The sequence below is a fragment of the Dysgonomonas mossii genome, from assembly GCF_004569505.1.
Lineage (GTDB): Bacteria > Bacteroidota > Bacteroidia > Bacteroidales > Dysgonomonadaceae > Dysgonomonas.
In genome coordinates this window covers 368,303-389,501 of record NZ_SPPK01000004.1, presented here as the reverse complement: position 1 = coordinate 389,501, position 21,199 = coordinate 368,303, and the positions used below count along the sequence as shown (strand labels likewise).

At 34.8% G+C, this 21,199-nt stretch carries 15 protein-coding genes; 12 read left to right on the top strand and 3 right to left on the bottom strand.

The genetic code is table 11. From position 1 onward, the window contains the following. Positions 1-23: 23 nt before the first annotated feature. The 3 genes from E4T88_RS13700 to E4T88_RS13690 all read right to left on the bottom strand — a co-directional run bounded on the left by E4T88_RS13700 (position 24) and on the right by E4T88_RS13690 (position 3,067). Positions 24-1,136, bottom strand: a complete 1,113-nt coding sequence (locus tag E4T88_RS13700) for a hypothetical protein (RefSeq protein WP_135106359.1) — start codon at positions 1,134-1,136, stop codon at positions 24-26. Positions 1,137-1,206: 70 nt separating this feature from the next. Then, positions 1,207-1,728 (bottom strand): DUF3575 domain-containing protein, encoded by a 522-nt coding sequence (locus E4T88_RS13695; RefSeq protein WP_228093920.1) that lies wholly within the window; start codon positions 1,726-1,728, stop codon positions 1,207-1,209. A gap of 460 nt (positions 1,729-2,188) precedes the next feature. Next, positions 2,189-3,067: a helix-turn-helix domain-containing protein gene (locus E4T88_RS13690; RefSeq protein WP_135106355.1), complete on the bottom strand. Its 879-nt coding sequence runs from the start codon at positions 3,065-3,067 to the stop codon at positions 2,189-2,191. Positions 3,068-3,545: 478 nt separating this feature from the next. Between E4T88_RS13690 and E4T88_RS13685 the strand changes: the two genes are divergently transcribed. The 12 genes from E4T88_RS13685 to E4T88_RS13630 all read left to right on the top strand — a co-directional run bounded on the left by E4T88_RS13685 (position 3,546) and on the right by E4T88_RS13630 (position 21,194). After that, the gene (locus E4T88_RS13685; RefSeq protein WP_135106353.1) at positions 3,546-4,088 is read left to right on the top strand and encodes an RNA polymerase sigma-70 factor; all 543 of its coding nucleotides are present in this window, start codon (positions 3,546-3,548) and stop codon (positions 4,086-4,088) included. A 66-nt stretch (positions 4,089-4,154) separates the two neighbouring features. Then, positions 4,155-5,138, top strand: coding sequence for a FecR family protein (locus E4T88_RS13680; RefSeq protein ID WP_135106351.1), 984 nt, complete (start codon positions 4,155-4,157; stop codon positions 5,136-5,138). A gap of 35 nt (positions 5,139-5,173) precedes the next feature. Continuing rightward, positions 5,174-8,443 carry a TonB-dependent receptor gene (locus E4T88_RS13675; protein ID WP_135106349.1) on the top strand — a complete coding sequence of 1,090 codons (3,270 nt, stop codon included), beginning with the start codon at positions 5,174-5,176 and terminating at the stop codon, positions 8,441-8,443. Positions 8,444-8,455: 12 nt separating this feature from the next. Beyond that, the gene (locus E4T88_RS13670; protein ID WP_135106348.1) at positions 8,456-9,916 is read left to right on the top strand and encodes a RagB/SusD family nutrient uptake outer membrane protein; all 1,461 of its coding nucleotides are present in this window, start codon (positions 8,456-8,458) and stop codon (positions 9,914-9,916) included. Positions 9,917-9,928: 12 nt separating this feature from the next. Next, on the top strand, positions 9,929-11,290 hold the full coding sequence (locus E4T88_RS13665; RefSeq protein WP_135106346.1) for a DUF5016 domain-containing protein: 1,362 nt from the start codon (positions 9,929-9,931) through the stop codon (positions 11,288-11,290). Positions 11,291-11,366: 76 nt separating this feature from the next. After that, the gene (locus tag E4T88_RS13660; RefSeq protein WP_135106344.1) at positions 11,367-12,338 is read left to right on the top strand and encodes a TolB family protein; all 972 of its coding nucleotides are present in this window, start codon (positions 11,367-11,369) and stop codon (positions 12,336-12,338) included. Positions 12,339-12,354: 16 nt separating this feature from the next. After that, on the top strand, positions 12,355-14,862 hold the full coding sequence (locus E4T88_RS13655) for a family 20 glycosylhydrolase (RefSeq protein ID WP_135106342.1): 2,508 nt from the start codon (positions 12,355-12,357) through the stop codon (positions 14,860-14,862). A gap of 1 nt (position 14,863) precedes the next feature. Beyond that, complete coding sequence (locus E4T88_RS13650) at positions 14,864-16,453, top strand: beta-N-acetylhexosaminidase (protein ID WP_135106340.1); 1,590 nt, start codon at positions 14,864-14,866, stop codon at positions 16,451-16,453. Between the two features lie 8 nt (positions 16,454-16,461). After that, entirely contained in the window at positions 16,462-17,622 is a 1,161-nt protein-coding gene (locus tag E4T88_RS13645) for an acyltransferase family protein (RefSeq protein WP_135106338.1), read from the top strand. Between the two features lie 178 nt (positions 17,623-17,800). Next, positions 17,801-18,487: a response regulator transcription factor gene (locus E4T88_RS13640; protein ID WP_135106336.1), complete on the top strand. Its 687-nt coding sequence runs from the start codon at positions 17,801-17,803 to the stop codon at positions 18,485-18,487. Next, positions 18,484-19,830: a sensor histidine kinase gene (locus tag E4T88_RS13635; protein ID WP_135106334.1), complete on the top strand. Its 1,347-nt coding sequence runs from the start codon at positions 18,484-18,486 to the stop codon at positions 19,828-19,830. The genes E4T88_RS13640 and E4T88_RS13635 overlap by 4 nt, the downstream gene beginning before the upstream one ends. A gap of 74 nt (positions 19,831-19,904) precedes the next feature. Further along, complete coding sequence (locus tag E4T88_RS13630) at positions 19,905-21,194, top strand: TolC family protein (protein WP_135106332.1); 1,290 nt, start codon at positions 19,905-19,907, stop codon at positions 21,192-21,194. Positions 21,195-21,199 lie beyond the last annotated feature (5 nt).

Sequence of the window (21,199 nt, the reverse complement as noted above, 5' to 3'; positions counted from 1 at the left end):
TTCTCCAAAGAATACTATATCAATTAAAGTTCAGGTGTCACACCTACTACAGACCAAGTTGCCAAACTAACAGTTACTTCTACATCAATTGGGCTTAAGTTAGGTATCGATGATAAATCTGTTTCTTTAAAAGTAAGTGCTCCTGCAGCAATATTATAGATTTCACCCGATTTGATACTCGTTAGAGATGCTCCACCGGAAACAGCTTTAAAGCCTCTAATCGTAACAAACTGAGGACTAGTATATATGGAGAGGTCATTTGTTTGTATATCACTCAAGCGGATAATTATGCGAGGAACCGTACTACCGGTAGAAGATGCAAATAAATTATATGCCCATATTGTGCCAATAACAGGCTTAGCAACCTTTGAAACAGCAGTCAGTGCCGGATCATAAAAATCATAAATAGCAGGTTTTAGTCCGGCTGGGTATTCAGCGCTTTCATCTGCAAAAGGTGCTGCAAAGGCTCCATTTTCAACAAAATCGGCAACATCTACATTTCCATCTACAACAGCTTGCTTGTAATAATTATCGATGAAGATTCCATCTACCTTGAAACTTGTAATAACACCTGAAGCTGTAATATCAGTTAATTCGACCCGGGCCACAGTTGGATTAAGATCGATTTCAGATGTATAAAATGTATTAGGCAGCACAGGAGGGGTAAGCGTGTTAGTTCCGTATAGGTTCACGTCTTCTATGTCATCCTGTGATGCCACTTGTAATAAATATTCCTTTACTGCAGAAATATTTCCCGATGAAGGAAGACCGGAAGTATTACCTACAACATACACAGCAAAAGTGTTTCCGGGCAGGTTTGTTATTAATGCTCCACTTTCGGCATCTGTAATATTAATATTCGTCGCACTAGCAGCAGTAGTTGTAAGTGTATAATGTTTTAATATGGCTCCTGATGAATTTACAAAATATAAATTTCCTGATTGAAGGACGACATCATCCCCATCTCCAACAGGAGTACCCACAGAACGGAGAGAAGAGCCACTTTTACCTAGTTTTAGGAATACGCTTTTAGGTTGTTTATCTACATCCTCTGTATCATCACCATTGGAACAGCCGTTAAAGCTCATTAATAGAGCCAAAATTGATAAAGTTAAATAACTGATTTTCGTTTTCATACGCTCTTGAATTTTTAATTAAATTGAATGTGATTAATAGTGTGAATTGTAAAAGAATTATTTATACCGATTATTTAAGAATGTAAATAAGTGAGAGTCCTATTTTAGTAGGGCCAAAATAATTTTTATGTCCATTACCGAGTTCTTGCCCGCATGTCTCGCAATCATAGCGTGCATAATCGAAATAAATGTATCCGACTCCTATAGTTGCCTCTAAATTCCATCCTGGAAAAAGAGGCCATTGATACCCATAGGATATACCTAATCCGTACCCATCTCCCTGATAACGATAATTATTTAAGGACCCGAATGGCAGATTCCCGACATTATAATGGCTATAGAGAATATGCCCTCCTACAAAATGCTTGTTGTATGGTTTGTTGATCCAGTAACGTAATTCGGGCTGGAAAAGAATGTGCTTTAATTTTTTATTTTTAGAGAATGTCCAAGGGTTGTAGTTTATCGAAAAATCAAAACTTAGATAATCCAAAAATCGATATTCAATACCGATATTTAGAGTTGTTGTGATATCATAAACCAAATTAGATTTGAGTCCAAGAATGTCTTGAGACCATTCAGTTTTATCTGACATAGCTTGACTATTGCCCTGCAAAAAGTTCACACTAATAATAAGTGTGAAAAATATTATTTTCTTAGTCATCGGATGTTATTGAGTAGTTACATCATTGGTTTTGTAGAAACCAATCTGATTTTCACGTTTTTATCCTTTTTATAAAAGTTTTTGTCTTCTTTAGAGTTGATGATTGCAGGCTTATTGCCTACCAAGATGATATTACTTTCTAAGGAGGAGTAATTCTCCTTAGGTCTCTATTATTTGAATTTAAAAGTTTTTAGACTATCAAAGTGTAGAATTTGTATTCTATCTTTTATTATTAAATGTATTATATTTGCTTTTCAATTTCCGCCTACTCTTAGTTAATAGACTATGCGATTGAGTGATTAAATTGATTTAAGTTTTGCCTTCTTAACCGTTGCTCACAAAAATAAATTATGTTTTATTAAAAAAGCTCATATATTTTTTCCTTTTTTTGTTACTTTTTCACCTTTTTTATATCATCTTCCTCTATTAGTGTTTGTTTACGTATATATCCGGGAGATAATCCGAACTTTGATTTACAAAATTTGTGAAAATGAGACATCGATGAAAAGCTATAATCAAAACAAATTTGTTTAATACTTTTACGGCTCCGACGTATTTCATGATAAATATCCGCTGCTTTTCGCAATGTAATCCAATGTGAAGCGGGTACTCCAAATATTTTACGAAAACGTTTTTCAAAACCTGAACGGCTATAACAAGAAAGACTCGCTAGTTCACTAATTGATTTTACTTCTCTGTAATTTTGGTATATAAAATCAGAGAAACTATTATCTCTCGAGGCCAATGACTGAAAAAAGAGGCTTCTTTCCTGAAGAGTATAGCAGATAGACATGAGATAAAAAAGCTCTCGTATTTTTATACAGATATATAGAGCATCTCTGAAGTTCATGTTAAGAAACCATTTTAAAGATTCAGCATAGACTGATATAATTGGAGTAAAGCTCAAGATTACAGGTTTATTTGATGATAATTCCTTCGGAGAAGAGAATTGGCTGTAATTTGAATAATTGTATAAATTTAAAATCAATCCCGGTTTCAGGCAGATTGCAGAAGCCCCTTCTGTTGTACTTATAAGGCAGCGACTTCCTATAGATATAAATATCATTTGCCCTGCTTTAATATTTTCATCAGTATATCCCGATAAAAGACATGTCAGATGGCCACTCGTTACAAGCACAATCTTATGCTCTTTCGCTATAAATTCAAGATGTTGATCTTTATTTAAGGTCCAGATTTCTAAAGATACAGAAGCTTCTTCTACTTCTTTAACACACTTTTCATTTAAGACATCTGGTGTTTTAGTCTTCATTAGGATAAAGATATCAAGTTAATAAGAGTTTGTTAAATATATTAAATTCTATAATTCTAGGGCTTTAGAGGAATGTAATCATCAATAATTCAACGAATAACTTTTTCTTATGTTCAATTTATAGTGCATTTTTTTTTATTAAAATATTATTCTAATAGTTTATATAATGAATATTTAAAGAATAAAAGTTAACAACTTTTTATGTGCGGAAAAGAAGAATTATAGGACGGTATGAAAGAGTCTTGTGATATATCCTTGTCTTAAAAAGAGTCTATTTTTATATATGGGAAATATATTTAAGCCATTACTTTTTCTGAATTGAAAAACGAGAAAAAGACTAGCCTTAAGAGCAAATATAAGTTGTTAATTAATTTTAGTTGTTATGTTGTAAACATAAAACTTACTAGCTTTGTGCCGATAGATAGTTATTGTCATTTCTATATATCCCAGATTTCGTTTTTCATCTATTCTAGATCGTATGGACATAGAAAAAGAGTATCTTTTAAATATTTCGAAAGGAAATACAAAAGCTTTCGATTCTCTTTTTATTCTTCATTATCCTCGAGTGAAAAATTTTATAATGAGCTTAGTCAAGAATGAAGAAGATGCTCGAGATTTATCTCAAGATATATTTCTTAAAATATGGAATAATAGAGAGAAACTCCCCGAAATTCAATATTTCAGAACATATTTATTCCAAATGTCCAAAAATGCGGTCTTCGATTTTTTTAAGGAGAATACACTCTTTGATGATTACGATGGGGGATATAAAATAAAAGACTTCGATTCATTGGAAGAGTCAATTGAGGCTCGTGATTTGGAAATGCTTATTGATACATTAGTTGAATCAATGCCTGAGCAACGAAAGAAAATATATAAAATGAGCCGTAAAGAAGGGTTCACAAACGAGGAAATTTCTATAAAGTTAGAAATTAGCAAAAGAACGGTAGAGACCCACATTTCCAGTGCATTAAAAGATATTAGAAAACTACTCATGAACATAGTTTTATTTTTTTACTAAAAAAAATAGAATTACCGACTACGTGTTTATTTCCTTATTACAGTCTAAGTAATAAAAGCCAAAGAAATGCATAAAAAGCACATCGATCTACTTATAAGAAGATATACAGAGAATATTCTTCCCAAGAATATCCAGTATAAATTCAGACAATGGCTGATAAATTCAGACAATGTTGAAGATAAAAATGCATCTCTTGAAAATATATGGAATAATATAAATGCAGAGGCTGATGAATCTACAATAAGAGATTTAGATCTGTTGCATCAAAAAATGAATGCAGGACACAGAATTAAGCGAATCAATTACTCTTACATTGTTCGTATTGCCGCCATGATTATGATTCCTATACTATGTTCATATCTTACATATTTCCTGACACAGAAATATTCGGTTAAAAATGTGAATATGGTAGAATGCTTTGTTCCTTATGGCGAAAAAAAATTAATTGTTTTACCAGATAGCAGCGAGGTATGGGTGAATTCAGGATCAATAATAATATATCCCGAAAAATTTGTAGGAGATACACGCACTATTTATCTCAATGGTGAAGCTAATTTCTCCGTAACTAAAAATCCGGCTAAACGTTTTATCGTAAGTACAAACAATTTGGATATTGAAGCATTGGGCACAATATTTAATGTTAGGGCTTATTTAGACTTACCAAAAATAACAGCAACATTAGAAGAGGGTAAGATAAAAGTAGAAACAAAAACGGGCCCTGTACAATCTATGATATTGAAACCGAATGAGCAAATTATATATGATAATAAAACTCAATATTTATCGAAACAAATTGTGGATGCAAAGAGAGTAGCAATGTGGAAAGATGGATATTTAATATTTCAGGAAGCCTCCTTTGGGGATATTCTGCATGCTATAGAAAAACGCTATGATGTAGTTATACACTTTGATGCGGGTAAATATGAAGGAAGGACATTTACGGTACGTTTCTCTCCAGAAGAAACCCTGCCGGAAACACTTGACATACTAAAAGAAATTATCCGGGACTTCAATTATAAGATAAAAAGCAATACTATATATATATATTGAAAAGCAATTAATTAACCTTTAAAATTTATACTCTAATGTTGAAAAGAAAGCATGTTTATACATGGCTTACAGTACTTCTATTGTCTTGTTTGAGCCATGTTTGGGCGCAGTCCAACATTAATATTGTGAATAATAATATCACAATCAGGGCTGCATTGTATGAAATAGAAAAACAAAGTGGCTATTCGGTCGGATTTGATGAAACGGATCTTGATGTGGAAAAAAAACTCTCGATATCAATCCGTAATTTATCTTTGGAAGACGCTCTTAAACAGGTTCTGAAAAATGAGAATTGTAGCTATACAATTAAGCAGAAACATATAATCATTGTTTCGAAACAAAAAAAGGACTCTGACCTTACTCAGCATAGCATTGTGGCACAGGGAAAAACAGTACAGGGAACAGTTATTGACAATCAAGGAGAGCCTTTGATTGGAGTAAGTGTAGTGCTAGAAGGAACAAATAATGGAACAATCACTGATTTGGATGGTAGTTTCTCTATCTCGGTAAAAGACGAAAAATCTGTATTATTGATCTCTTATGTGGGATATGCATCACAACGTATTACTGTTGGTAAAAACTCGCATATACAAGTCAAACTACAAGAGAATAATAAGGAGTTGGAAGAAGTAGTTGTTATAGGTTATAATACGGTAAAAAAGAAGGACTTGACGACTGCTGTTGCTGTAGTATCTACGGAAGATATTTCAGAGCGTCCAATTATTTCAGCAGCTCAGGCTATACAAGGAAGAGCTGCCGGAGTACAGGTTGTTCAACCCTCAGGTCAGCCGGGGTCTGAACTATCTATCAGAGTCAGAGGTGCAACATCGATACAAGCAGGCAATGAGCCGCTATATGTAGTGGATGGCACTCCAATGACGACTATTTCGAATCTTAGTGCGAATGATATAGAAAGTATGCAAATACTTAAAGATGCTTCATCTGCTGCTATCTATGGAGCAAGAGCTGCTAATGGTGTTGTGCTTATTACTACTAAAAGAGGGAAGGCTGGCGTACGTTCTGTGAGCTTTAGTTCGTATGTTGGATTTTCGAAGCTGGGAAATAAAATAAATGCATTGAACACTGAACAGTATAAAGATTATATCAAAGATCTAAACAAGTACACAGATACACCTGTCTCTATCCCTGATGAAGAAACTCGTTATACAAATTGGACTGATGCATTTTACGGAACTGGTAGTAATCAAAATTATCAATTGTCATTAACCAGTGGAACTGATAAACTTCAGTATTTTGCATCTGCGGGTTATTTGGATGAACAAGGTATTGTTAAAAAGTCAAATTTTAAACGTTATAATTTCAGAACGAACATTGATAATCAGCAAACAGACTGGCTTAAAATGGGACTAAACCTTGCCTATACAAAAACAAAAGGAAGCAAGGTCTATGAAAACAGAAGTGCAATGAGAGCCGGATCAATCCTTTCGGTAATAAATACTCCTCCTTATATTCAAAAGTGGGATTCTGATAATCCTGGACAATATGATGAATTTGCATATGGAGCACGTATATTAAGTCCATTTGCTGCTAATGCTGCAGATCAGACTTACGACAGAAGCCGTCTGATTGGGTCTCTCAACCTCGACTTTACTCTTGCAAAAAACTTGCATTACAAAACAAGTTTTGGAATAGACGAAACGAACTCTAGAGGCTTATATTTTCTAGACCCTACATCCAACTCTGACGGACGATCTACTAAAGGTCGTGTAGAGGAAGAAAGTTCTAAGGATTTTGAATGGCTATGGGAAAACCTTGTAACATACCAAAACAAATTTAAGAACAAGCACAATTTATCAATTCTTGGAGGAGCCACACTACAAAAAGCTAAATCGGAAGAAGGAAATCTTGCCGGATACGATTTACTTAGTTCTTATCCTAATATTCGCTCTTTCTCTGCTGCTAACATCATTGACAAAGATGCTACATGGAGCTATGCATCGGAGTGGACTCTTGCCTCGTTTCTTGGACGTGTGGCATACGATTACGAAAGCAAATATCTGATAAGTGCTAATATGCGAGCCGATGGCTCCTCTAAGTTTGCACCCGGAAAGAGATGGGGTGTTTTCCCTTCATTTTCTGCCGGATGGCGTATTTCTAGTGAGTCATTTATGGCCGGTACAGCAGATGTCATTTCAGACTTGAAGCTCAGAGCAGGGTGGGGGCTTAATGGTAATCAGGAAGGAATTGGCAATTATTCATGGCGAGCACAATATGCAGCAGGAAGAATACCTCCGACTACTGATAATTCATTACCTGGTTTGTCTCTTTATTTGAAAACTCCTGGCAACAGAGAATTGACATGGGAAAAAACGACTCAAACGAACGTAGGTATTGATCTCAGCATGTTTAATTCGAGACTCATCTTCACCTTTGATGCATACTATAAATATACAAAAGACATGTTGTTAACTGTTTATCTACCTAGTTATGCCAATATACCCGGAGGAATTGCTCGCAATGATGCTGAAATGAAAAATAAAGGTCTTGAAATAGCTGTATCTGCGCGAAGCATAGATGCGAAGAACTTTAAATGGAATACTGATTTTAATATTTCATTCAACAAGAATGAAGTAACCAAGCTTGGTTTAAACAAAGTGTACTATTATGCCACTACTTATACTACCGAACAACCTGCTATTATATTAAAGGAAGGAAATTCATTGGGAACATTTTACGGATATGTATCAAAAGGAGTAGATCCGGAAACCGGTAATATCATCTACGAAGATAGAAATGAGAACGGAATAATAGATCCTGAAGACCGAACTAAAATAGGAGATGCACAGCCCTTATTTGTTTTTGGTCTGACAAACACTTTCTCGTATGCAAACTTTAACTTATCTGTATTCTTTCAAGGATCATACGGAAATGATATTTTCAACGCATCAAAGATTGATATGACAGGTATGATGGACTTTCGTAATCAATCTACTGATGTCTTAAAGAGATGGAAACGTCCCGGTATGGTAACAGAAGTACCTCGTCCTGGAAATATAGAGAATATCTATAACTCTTCCCGCTTTGTTGAAGATGGCTCATATCTGCGACTGAAGAATATAACACTATCTTATGATTTTAGCCCGAAGTTCAACTTTCTGAAAAAAGCAGGAATCAGAAAACTTCAACCATATATAACAGCTCAAAATCTATGGACATGGACAAAATATAGCGGATACGATCCTGAAGTAAATGCTTATGATGCAAGTGCAGTCGAATTAGGTGTCGATTATGGAACATATCCTCAAAATAAATCCGTAATATTTGGTCTTAATGTAGAATTCTAAAAATATAAAGCAATGAAAACAAATATAAAATTATTAGCCTTTATATCATGTCTATTTATCACCTATTCCTGTGGCGATTTTCTAGACAATGAACCTTTATCTGATTTTACAGGAGATCCGCAGAGTTCTTCTAATCTGGAATCTAAATATACATCAGTAACGGATGCTGAAGCCGAACTAAACGGTGCTTATAATAAATTTAAACAAGATATTTTTCAATTTGAGAATTTCAGTTATGGGGATATCCAGTCAGACAATTGCTATGCCGGAGGTGATGGAGTTCCGGGTGAAGAAGTGGACGGTATCAGGGTAACATCTATGAACTCGAAAACCAAACTGATGTGGGCTCAATATTATGAAATGGGAGGAGCAGCAACAAGTGTAATAGAAAATACACGTTTGATGAAAACAAATATTGATGATGCTACTCGCAAACGAATTATTGCCGAAGCTAAGTTTATAAGGGCTTATGCATATTTCGATATTGTAAGAATATGGGGCGATGCCCCTCTGATGATAGAATTGATACCTGCTATTACGGCCGAGAATTTAGAAGAACTATACCCTAAACTATATCCTGCACGTACTCTTTCAGACGATATCTATACACAGATAATTAAAGATTTGGAAGAAGCTATTCCAGATTTGGGTAGCATGTCTCAAGGTGCATTTAAAGCGACCAAAGGAGCGGCAAATGGTTTGTTGGCAAAAGTATACGCTACTCGAGGAGAAAAGTCTGGACGTAACTATTCTAAAGTTGTAGAACTATGTGATAAAGTGATTGCAGATGGTTATAAATTAGTGACAAACTATGATGATTTATGGAATCCGGCAAATAAATATACAACAGAAAGCATCTTTGAAGTATATTATGATGCTACCTCACCCAACTGGGCATATTGGGTATTGTACAGTGAAGAAGATGGTTCTATTACATGGCGCCGCTACTGTACACCGACACATGATCTGATCTCTAAATTCAACCCTGATGACAAACGCTTTGGATCAACAATTGTTTATAAAGAAGTACCATATGATACCTACTTCCCGTCAAGCAATTATCCTATTGCAAATAAAATCCGCCAAAAAGATTCAGAGATTATATTAATGCGATTAGCAGACATACTTCTCCTTAAAGCTGAAGCATTAGTTGAATTAAATAAGATTAGCGAAGCTATGAATATTGTAAATACGATTCGCGATCGTGCCGGATTAAAGAAATTATCAACAACTTTATCTCAAGGAGATGCTCGTTTATCCGTTGAACAAGAACGTCAATTTGAGCTTGCTTTGGAAGGACAACGCTGGTATGATCTGTTACGCAATGACAGAATGGTGGAAGTTATGCGTCAACATAAAGACAAAAATGGAAAATTACTTTTCCCAAACCTAGAAGAATTTCATAAGCTATGGCCTGTGCCTCAGACAGAGAAAGATTCAAATCCCAACCTAACACAAAATCCGGGTTATTAAAAAATAAATATTATGAAGACATTTAAAATATTATTTTTATTGATTTTTATATCTGCCATTTTCGTATCATGTAGTGACAATGATGATAGTTCTACAATCGTAGTCCCAGTTATCGAGTCGCTGGCAATAAAGGGTAACGAAAATATTAATTTAGGCGATTCTATTTATTTTGATGCGAAAGTGAGCGATGCAGTTCGTCCTCTTTCTACTCTCGAGGTGGAATTAGTGGCCAACGATGTTGTTATCAGTAGTAAGTCTATACGAACAAAAGGTAATTCTGTATCGCTAGATAATATTTCTTTGTTTGTGCCATTTACTTCCAATATTGCTACAGGAGATGAGCTGAAAGTCAATTTCACTTTGATAAATGTGGATGGAGGTGAAACTAAAGAGCAAAAAACACTTAAAGCTATCCGGCCCGAGTTACCAGAGACTCTCTATCTTATATTAAGTGATAAATCTGTAATAGAGTTGCATGCAAAAGAAAATACTCCATACATCTATGAATCGGAAGAAGGAGGATATCCAAGTACTTTCAGTACTAAAATAGCAACATCTGAAGACCTTGCACAAGCCAACTATGTATGGAATGCAGGTATTGATGATAATGTAGCATCTATTGGAGATAGATTTGGTAGCGATATTAAATTTTCATATAGTAACTGGCTTGTTAAAAAAATTATATTCGATGCGTTTTCTTTCAATTTTGATATAGAAGGCTTGAGACTGGTCATCAAGGTAAATAATGTACAGATGATGGCCTCCGGAAATTACTTATATGCAAGTGTAGACTTTACCAAAGGACAAGAATTTTCTATATCAGGTATTGATAATATAGAACAAGCTTACAATAGAGACTTTTTCGAATATAATGCTGAAACAAAAACATACAAATTTATAGGTGAATCCGGCAAGTGGGATGTGTATTATTCATTGGAGTATAATTATATATGGGTTAACAGGATGACAGATGTGGCTCCGGTTACATATTGGATCATTGGACATGGATTTACTTCATCTCCTACTTGGAATAGTGCATTTAATTCTATAGGATGGGATCTCAATGATGTGAAACAGTTAGCTTACATGCGCCTTTTAGAACCAAATAAGTACCAGGCAACTGTTTATCTGTCAGATCAGCATGATTGGGGAGGGTTTGATATCCAAATATTTAGTAATCGTACATGGGATGCCCAATTCGCTGTTTTTTCGAATGACTTATTTACCGGAGATTCATCCGGAGTGAGTGCAGCAGGCGGAAGCATGGCAGATTTGGTCGGAGGAGAAGGTTTTATTCCTGGTTATTACCGTATTACACTAGATGTTTCTGACGGTTTGAACAAATCTAAAGTTGATTTTAAAAGACTTCCTTGATAATAATAACAGTGGCTCTGATCATGATGCAAATGAAATTCTGTCATCAGAGCCACTAAAATAAAAATATAATACAATGAATACATATTGGTTAAAATCTCTGATAATATGCAGTTTAGGGCTCTCTCTATTTAGCTGCAATGATAACGATGATAATAACAAAACAGAGACACCTCCTGTTATAACCGAGGCCCCAACCTTAAAAGGCAAACTAGTATATCACAATTATACAACCTATGACACTGAAGATTCTAAAATGTACATTTATGATTTTGGTACAAATGAATTGAAATGTATAAGTGAAAACTGGAAAATACGCAACGCTATGAATGCGCATTTTTCTCCCGATGGTAAACAGATCACTTTTATGGGAATAGGAGAAGATACAAATACATGGGATATCTTTTTATACGATCTTTCGGGAACAACACAGCCTGTAAATCTTACAACATATGACGGAACAAGAGATGAAGATCCTAAATTTTCCCCTGATGGGAAACGTATAGCTTTCAAACAAGATTTTAGGGTTGCCGAACTCAATTTGGAAACAGGGAAAGTAACAAAACTTAGTCCTGTAGATTATTCGATGCCTTACTATAATGCCGATGGGACAAAGCTTATTTGTTCGAAAGGCGATGGAGCAACATCTTCTATTGCTGTAATCGATATTAAAAGTAAATCTATAAAAACACTTTATGATGCACCTAAAGTTCAGGATTATTATCCTATAAATGCGGATGAAACATCATTCTATTATTCTGTGGGATATTCCGAAACAAACCGTGTAGATCAAGTATATCGTGGATTTTGGAGCGGATTGAAAAGTAAACGCCTCCCTTTTAATAATACAGACGGAGATTATTCTGATGCTTATCCGGTAAACAATGATTGGGTTATTATCTGTAGCACACGTACCGGAAGCCTTGGAGGATATGATCTATATATTGCAAATGTTGTATCGGGAGAAATTTTTCCGATGACAGACTATAATAAAAATATAAACACTCCGAAAAATGAATTAGGACCGTGTGTCTATATTCAAAAATAAAGAAAGTTTTTAAGACATGAAATACATCATTTATCTGATTACTTCTATGTTTATAATGTCGGCATGTATAAATCAGAAGAATCTAAACAAATCCCCTGTCTCATTAATGTGGGAAATGGGTAGAAATGGAATAGAGCCCGGATATTATGAAAATACATTTTATCTTATTAATCATAGCAATGATTCCTTACGGGGAAATTGGATTATCTACTATAATCAAATGCCGGCAGCTGTAAAGCCAGACCCGACATCACCTGTCATTGTGCAGCAAATCAGTTCTACTTATTACAAGATCGCTCCATCAACCTCATATCGTCCTTTAGCTTCGGGTGATACTTTAAAGATAACATTTCGTTGTGCAGGAAGTATTCTGAAAAATGCAGGAGTACCGGAAGGCGCATACATTGTTATGCTCGATGAAAAAGGAAAAGAGTCTGTACCGTATAGTGTTGCGATCAATTCCAAACCTTTTCTTCATGATTATCAATGGTCAAGAGTAGGAGAGAGTGAGTTGCCATATCCTGATGGAAAAATGGTTTATGAAAGTAATTTAATTTTTTCAGAGCAAGTACCTTTAAAGAAAACGGATATCTTCCCATCGCTGAAACATCTGAAGGAGAATGGCGGAGAATTTTCCTTTACAAAAGATGTTAGCCTGAAATATGATCCAGCGTTTGCGAATGAAGCAAATCTATTGAAAGAAAAGCTTGAAAAACTATATGGCTGTAATATTGTAGATAAGGCTGCTGTAACTATAAATCTGAGAAAAGAATCGTATGTAGGCAAAAATAAAGAATACTATCAAATGGAACTGAATAATGGCTCCATTGAAATTACTGGAAATACACCTCATGCAATTTTTAACGGGGTTCAAACACTTTTAGCATTTATACATAGTAAAGATTTACCATATAGCTTACCGAATGTAAGTATATCTGATTATCCCGATCTCGAGTACCGAGGTCAAATGTTAGACGTTGCTCGTAACTTTTCTTCTAAAGAAAATATATTGAAGCTTATAGATATTTTATCAATGTATAAAATGAGCGTTTTACATTTACATTTGACAGATGATGAAGGTTGGCGGATAGAAATTCCCGGTTTAGAGGAACTGACAACAGTTGGAGCTCGCAGAGGTCATACTCTTGACGAGAAGGAATGTCTATATCCTGCCTATGGAAGTGGATGGAATGCTAATGATGAAAATTCGATAGGAAATGGTTATTTTACTAGAAGCGACTTTATAGAAATCCTTAAATATGCACAGAAGCATCATATTAGAGTTATCCCCGAAATAGATCTACCCGGGCATGCACGAGCAGCGATTAAGGCTATGAGTGCTCGCTATTATAAATATATAAAATCTGATAAGAAGAAGGCAGAAGAATATTTACTTACTGATTTTGCAGATACATCACGTTATATCTCGGCGCAAAGTTATACTGATAATGTTATCAATGTAGCTCTACCATCAGTATATAGCTTTGTGAAAAAGGTTGTAAACGAAGTAGATTTGATGTATAAAGATGCCGGAATGGAATTATCTGTTTTACATCTGGGGGGTGATGAAGTTCCCCATGGAGCTTGGGAAGGTTCGGATATTGCAATGGCATTTATGAAGGAGAAAGGCTTCAAGGAAACGAGAGAGTTGAAGGACTATTTTATTGAACAGATCATCCCTTTCTTTAAAGAAAAGAATATACAACTAGGCGCATGGCAGGAAGTTGGTTTATTACCTGATGAAACGGTAAATAAGAAGTTTTCCGGAGATAATGTTTTAAGTTATTGCTGGAATACAGTTCCAGAGTGGAATGGAGATGAGATTCCTTATAGATTGGCTAATGCAGGTTATCCTATTATTTTATGCAATGTTTCCAATTTGTATTTTGACTTATCATATAACAAACACGAAAATGAACCCGGAGCTTATTGGGGCGGTTTTGTAAATGAGTATAATTCGTTTAATGTTGTACCATATGATATATATAAGTCTGTACGATCAGATATGAGTGGTAATCGGATAGATATAACAAAGGTATCTAACAAAAAAATAGCTTTATCGCCAAATGCCTATAACGAAATAAAAGGCATGCAAGGACAATTATGGGCAGAAACCATACGCAATTTTGATATGGTTGAATACTATTTGTTTCCTAAGATGTTTGGTCTTATAGAGAGAGCTTGGAATACTCATCCTGAATGGGAGAAAGAGCTGTTAAGCGATAAATATACAGATGCATTGCGCCTATATAACAGAAAGATAACTGAGTACGAGTTGCCTCGCCTTAATCTTCTGGATATTAAATTTCGTATTGCTCATCCCGGCATAGAGATGATCGATGGCAAATTACATGTAAATACATCTATTCCTAATGCTGAAATCAGGTATACAATAGATGGATCGGAACCTACAGTTAATTCTACTCTTTGGACTGAACCTATAACTTGTAATGCAAAAGAAATAAGGGCGAAAGCTTTTTATTGTGGACGAGAAAGTGTAACCACATTATACAAATACAAATAAGATGAAGTTTAGAATATTCCTCTTGTGTCTGTGTTTTATTATACAGACACAGGGCGGGTTTTCTCAGAAATTAAATTGTGAAACCCCTCAATTGATACCAAAGCCTCAAAAAGAGATATACTCTAATCTATTTCTACGTTTGCCATCGGTAATAACGATAAGCAACGATATAGATATGAATGCCAAAAGCATACTTGAAAAAGCATTATTGGAATCTTTGAACATAGAGGTCTCTTATAACTCGAATGAAAATAGCCTAATACGTTTCTTTGTAGATAAACAACTACCTGATGAAGCATATCATATTAAGATAGACACAGTACATATTGATATCCATGCATCCGGTTCCGCCGGAAGCCTTTGGGCGATACAAACTTTGCATCAGATGATAGAATCTATTTCTCTCACATCTGCAGGTCAAATCAAACAATTACCTGTTACAGAAATAGAAGATTATCCTCGATATAAGTGGCGAGGGTTTCATTTGGATGTGGCTCGACATTTCTTTACCAAAGAGTATTTATTAAAAACGATAGAACGCTTATCATTTTATAAAATAAACAAGCTGCATTTGCACTTAAACGATGATCAGGGATGGCGAATCGAAATAGATAAATATCCACTATTAACAGAAATCGGTGCATGGAGATCTTTTGATAAATATGACTCGATCTGTATACGTCAATCGGAATATAACCCGGATATGCAAATAGATAAACGTTTTATTCGAAATGACTCTAAGTATGGCGGATTTTACACTAAAGCTGATATGCGGGAAATCATCGCACATGCACAAAAGTATGGCATAGAAATTATACCAGAAATAGATATGCCGGGACACATGTCTGCTGCGATCAGAGCATATCCGTGGCTGTCTTGCACCGGAAATACAGGCTGGGGTAAAGAGTTTTCGTATCCTATATGTCCGTGTGATCCTAAAGTGATAGATTTTGCAAAAGACATATATTCTGAAATAGCAGAACTATTTCCTTCACCTTTTGTACATATTGGAGCTGATGAAGTAGAAAGAGATACTTGGGAATTGAATGCTGATTGTAAAAGACAAATGAAAAAGCACAAAATGAAATCATCAGCCGATTTGCAGACTTTCTTTGTAAATGAAATTCAAAAGTCGCTAAAGGAAAAAGGGAAAAAGACTATCGTATGGGACGATGCAGCTGTCGATGATATCGAAAATGAGGTATATGTGACTTTCTGGCGCGATTGGATGAATGAAAATGCGAACATGATTGTAGAGAAAGGAAATCCGATGATTTTTATGACATGGAGCCATTTCTATCTAAGTGCGAGACCTTCATTTAAACAATGGAAAGAATTATATGAATTTGATATAACAAAGGATTATCCCAACATGACAGAATCTAAAGTAATCGGTTATCAGGCCTGTGTATGGACAGAAGAAATTCCAAATGAGATAAAACTAGAAGAACATGTATACCCTGCTTTACAAGCTTATAGTGAGCTGATATGGAGTAATAAACGAAACTGGCAGGATTTTTTGCAACGCATGAGTTTACACAACCGTATTATGGATAGAGAAGGAATACATTATCGCTCTTATACTTATTAAAAAATATAATGGAAGTAAAAATTAGCAGTCGCCTTTTATCTCTCGATGTTTTGAGAGGTATCACCATCGCCGGAATGATACTTGTGAACAACCCCGGATCATGGGGGCATATATATGCTCCGTTGAGACATGCCGAGTGGAATGGATTAACTCCCACAGACCTTATCTTTCCGTTTTTCATGTTCATTATGGGTATTTCTACCTTTATCTCGTTACGGAAATTCAACTTTGAGTTTTCTGTGCCCACGCTAAGAAAAATACTAAAACGTACATTCGTTATATTTCTTATCGGTCTGGGACTTTCTTGGTTGGGTGTTTCATTCGGTACATATCATGGCTTAGCTGCCGATAATCTGGAATTTTGGGAACGGTTGGGCAGATCCGTCACCAATTTTGAACATCTGCGTATTCTAGGTGTGATGCAACGCTTGGCACTTACGTATGGAATAACATCTCTGATCGCTATCTTTATAAAACATAAGTATATACCGTATATAATTGTAGTCGGGCTGATTGGTTATTTCTTGCTTTTACTTTTCGGAAATGGCTTTGCTACGGAAGGATACAATATCCTAGCAGTGACAGATCAGAGTATTCTTGGACTAAATCATATGTACACAGAGTTCGGTCTCGATCCCGAAGGTATTTTGAGTACAATCCCTGCTGTGTGTCATGTATTGATCGGTTTTTATTGTGGGAAAATACTGATGGAAATAAAAGATAACCAACAAAGGATGCTTCACCTGTTTATTATAGGTGCAATACTTACCTTCTCTGGCTTTCTGTTGAGTTACGGCTGTCCTATAAATAAGAAGATATGGTCTCCGACATTTGTTCTGACTACATGTGGATTGGGTGCTACCTTCTTATCGCTGCTTATATGGATCATCGATGTGAAGGGGTATAAAAAGTGGTCGGTATTTTTCGAATCGTTTGGGGTGAATCCTTTGTTTATATATGTCCTAGCTGGCGTTATGGCGACTATCATTGAAAGTATTCATTTGAATTGTCAAGAAGTAATGAGTATTAAGGATTGTTTTTATACTCAAATTTTGAAATCTATTTGTGGAGATTATTTCGGGTCATTAATCTATGCCTTATGTTTCATCTCTATTCTTTGGATAATTGGCAACATATTATATAAGAAGAAAATATTCATAAAGATTTAATATAGAATAACTAAAAGAAAAGTTGGCTATTAAAAGAAGCCCATAAAATAAATATTTTATGGGCTTCTTTTAATAAATGTTCATGTTGCTATCTCTTATTTTCAAATAACTTAAGGTTAAACATACTAGAATTTTTAAACATCCTTTATATTTGTATTTAAAAGCTACCCTTTTTAAGATGAAAATACTGATTGTAGAAGACGAGCAGAATATCAGTTCGTTTATTGAGCGAGGTTTAAATATAAGCGGATTTGAAACAGAGATATGTAATGACGGATTACATGCATGGGAAAAATTACAAATCACAGATTATGATTTAATCATTATGGATATAATAATGCCTTTTATGTCAGGATTGGAGCTTTGTAAGGCTTATCGGCAAAAATTTGGCTATACCACCCCTGTAATCCTACTTACAGCATTATCTACAACCGAGGATATTGTAAGAGGCCTTAATGCCGGAGCCGATGATTATATCATCAAGCCGTTTAAGCTGGTTGAACTTGAAGCTCGGATTAATGCATTGTTAAGGCGTTCGAAAGTCAGTGCGGAAATACAAGATGATAAAATTTTACAAATTTCTAATTTAAAATTAGATACAAATACGAAGGAGGCTATTCGTGATGGTAATATAATTTATCTCACAGCTAAAGAATATTTATTGCTCGAGTATTTCATGAAAAATCCCAATAGAGTGCTTTCGCGTCAAACTCTATTAGAAAACGTATGGGATATTAATTTCGACACGAATACAAATATCGTAGATGTATATGTTAACTATATACGAAATAAGATTCAGCCTGAAGGAACGGATAAGCTAATTCATACAGTTATTGGATTAGGATATATATTAAAAGAAGAATGAAGATAAAAACTAAACTTGCCCTTTTATATACATCTATCACTGTCGTGATCTTGATGGTTGTTTTTATTTTTGTCTATCTACTTACTTCAAAAAATATTGATAGTAATTATTATACGCTTTTACTTGATAAAGCACTTATTACGGCTCAAAAGCATTTTGAAAAAGATGAACTGAGTCAACAAGCCTATCAAAAAGTACTTGACGCATATCAAAGATTATTACCTGAGACTTCCGAAAGGATAATTGTAGCCAATAATAGACATGATGCTACTGTAGAGCTTGATTCTTTCTTGAATGAAAGGCAAATAGACGAATTGTTCCGAACAGAACAATTAAAATTCGAGATTGATAACCTAAGCGGAGTTGGTATATATTACCCCGACAATGAAGGAAATTTTATCATTATTGTTACAGCTAAGAATATTCAAGGAGATTACCTGAAAAATCTGCTGAAGCATATCCTGTTAATAGTGTTATTCGTAAGCAGTATTATTATTTTTGGTCTACTCTGGTGGAATGCAAAAATGATAACTAAGCCTCTACAGGATATGGTTTCCAGAATGCAAGAAATAACACCCAAAGACCTACACCTTCGGCTGATAGAGAGAAAGGGAAATGACGAACTAGCTCAAGTTATCAGTTATTTCAACCAGATGATTGAACGCTTAGAAATAAGCTTCAACTCCCAGAAGACATTTATTGCGAATGCATCACACGAACTAAAAAACCCATTAACAGCGATTATGGGCGAGTGTGAAGTTATACAACTAAAAGAGTTTACTCCGGATGAATACAAAGGTTCTATCAAACGGATTGAAAATGAGATCGAGCGTTTAAACATATTAGTAAATAACCTTTTTCAATTAGCTCAAACCGATTTGGAAATATCAGAATCAGATGTTGAGCAATTAGATGTAGTAGGAGAGTTGCAATTCGTTATTCATTATTTAGAGCAATCTAAATATAAAGGACGAATTTCGTTCGTAAAAAATGAGAATTCATTCTATATTCGGTCAAATAGTCATTTGTTATTTGTTGCCCTACAAAATATAATTGATAATGCTTGTAAGTATTCAAATGGTGAGGTTAAAGTTGAAATCATCAAAAACAAATTCCACTTTCATCTTTTAGTCTCGGATAAAGGTATTGGCATACCTGCAAAAGAAAAAGATAAAATATTCGACACCTTTTACCGAGCACAAAATACACATTCATATAAGGGGGCTGGAATAGGCTTATCTCTTGCACATAAAATATTAAAACTTTCAGGAGCTGATATTAGTATCTCATCTATGGAAAATAAAGGGACAACTGTTACAATTACCTGGGATATCAATTTCTAATCCTATTCTAATCTCGGTTTAATCTCTTTCTAATTTCAAGAGTCTAGTTTTGCATCTAAAATTAGATTTTGAAGATGAGGAAGTTACTGCTATCAACTCTGCCCTGTCTTATATTGACATTTTTCGGATTACCGGTCTTTGCACAAGAGTTTCAAGTACTCAAGTATACTCCTATGGAAATTGAGGCTTTGTTCCTAAAACAAAACCTACAGCTATTAGCCGAAAAGATGAACATCACTCTTGCCGAGGCAGAAATTGCACAATCAAAACTATGGGATAATCCACAATTATCTATCGGTTCGATGAATTTATGGAGCACTGCCAAACAAAGAGAAGAACTTGGGGCTGAAACCTTTCCCAGAAATACACAGTTTAGTATAGAACTGAGTCAACTGATTTTAACTGCCAATAAACGAAACAAGCTTATCAACAGCCAAAAAGTTTCAAGAGAAATTGCTGTTTTAAATTTTGAAGATGTACTGAGAGGTTTGAAAACTGAGCTTCGGAAATTAATTTACGAAACAGAATACCTTCAATCATACAAAGATGTTTTATCTGTTCAACAAGAGTCTCTTGAGCTACTTATTTCTGCCTACAAAAGACAAGCCGAACTAAACAATATCGCAAAAAATGAATTGCTTAGGCTTCAATCAGGCTTAATAGAACTTAAAAATGAAATAAATGAGACGGAAGCAGCTTTGAATGAACAACAAAAAAATCTGAAATCGTTACTTAATATCTCACCTTTTTATATCATAAAAGTAGAAAACACAAACTTCAATTATATTGATCCCAATCAGGTCTCACTCGTGTCTTTACTCGAAAAAGCGCACGAGTTACGTCCTGATATAAAACGTGAACAACAGCAAACTTTGTTTTATGAAAAATCATTGATCTACGAAAAATCACAACGAATTCCGGATATAACACTAAGTGCCTCTTATGATCGGTATGGAGGCGTATGGAAAGATTTTATAGGATTTGGGATTAGTTTCGATTTACCCTTTTTGAATAGGAATCAAGGGAATATTAAAGCTGCTAAAATAAATATTGAGCAAAACAAACTTATTGCTTTGCAGCTACAAAACATTGCTGAACATGAAATAACTGAGGCTTTCTCCAATTATAGTCGCACGTACAAATTTTATAAAGAAATAGAGAATAATGATTTGTTAACAGAGTTGGATGAGATGCTTGGTATATATACAAAAAATTTCCTAAATAGAAATATCAGCATGCTCGAATACCTCGATTTTATGGAATCTTATAAAAGCAACAAACAAATAGTTCTTTTATCTCGAAAAAACATCTACAATTCATTTGTAGAGTTTCAATATGCAGTTGGCACTGAAATAAATAAGTAACCATT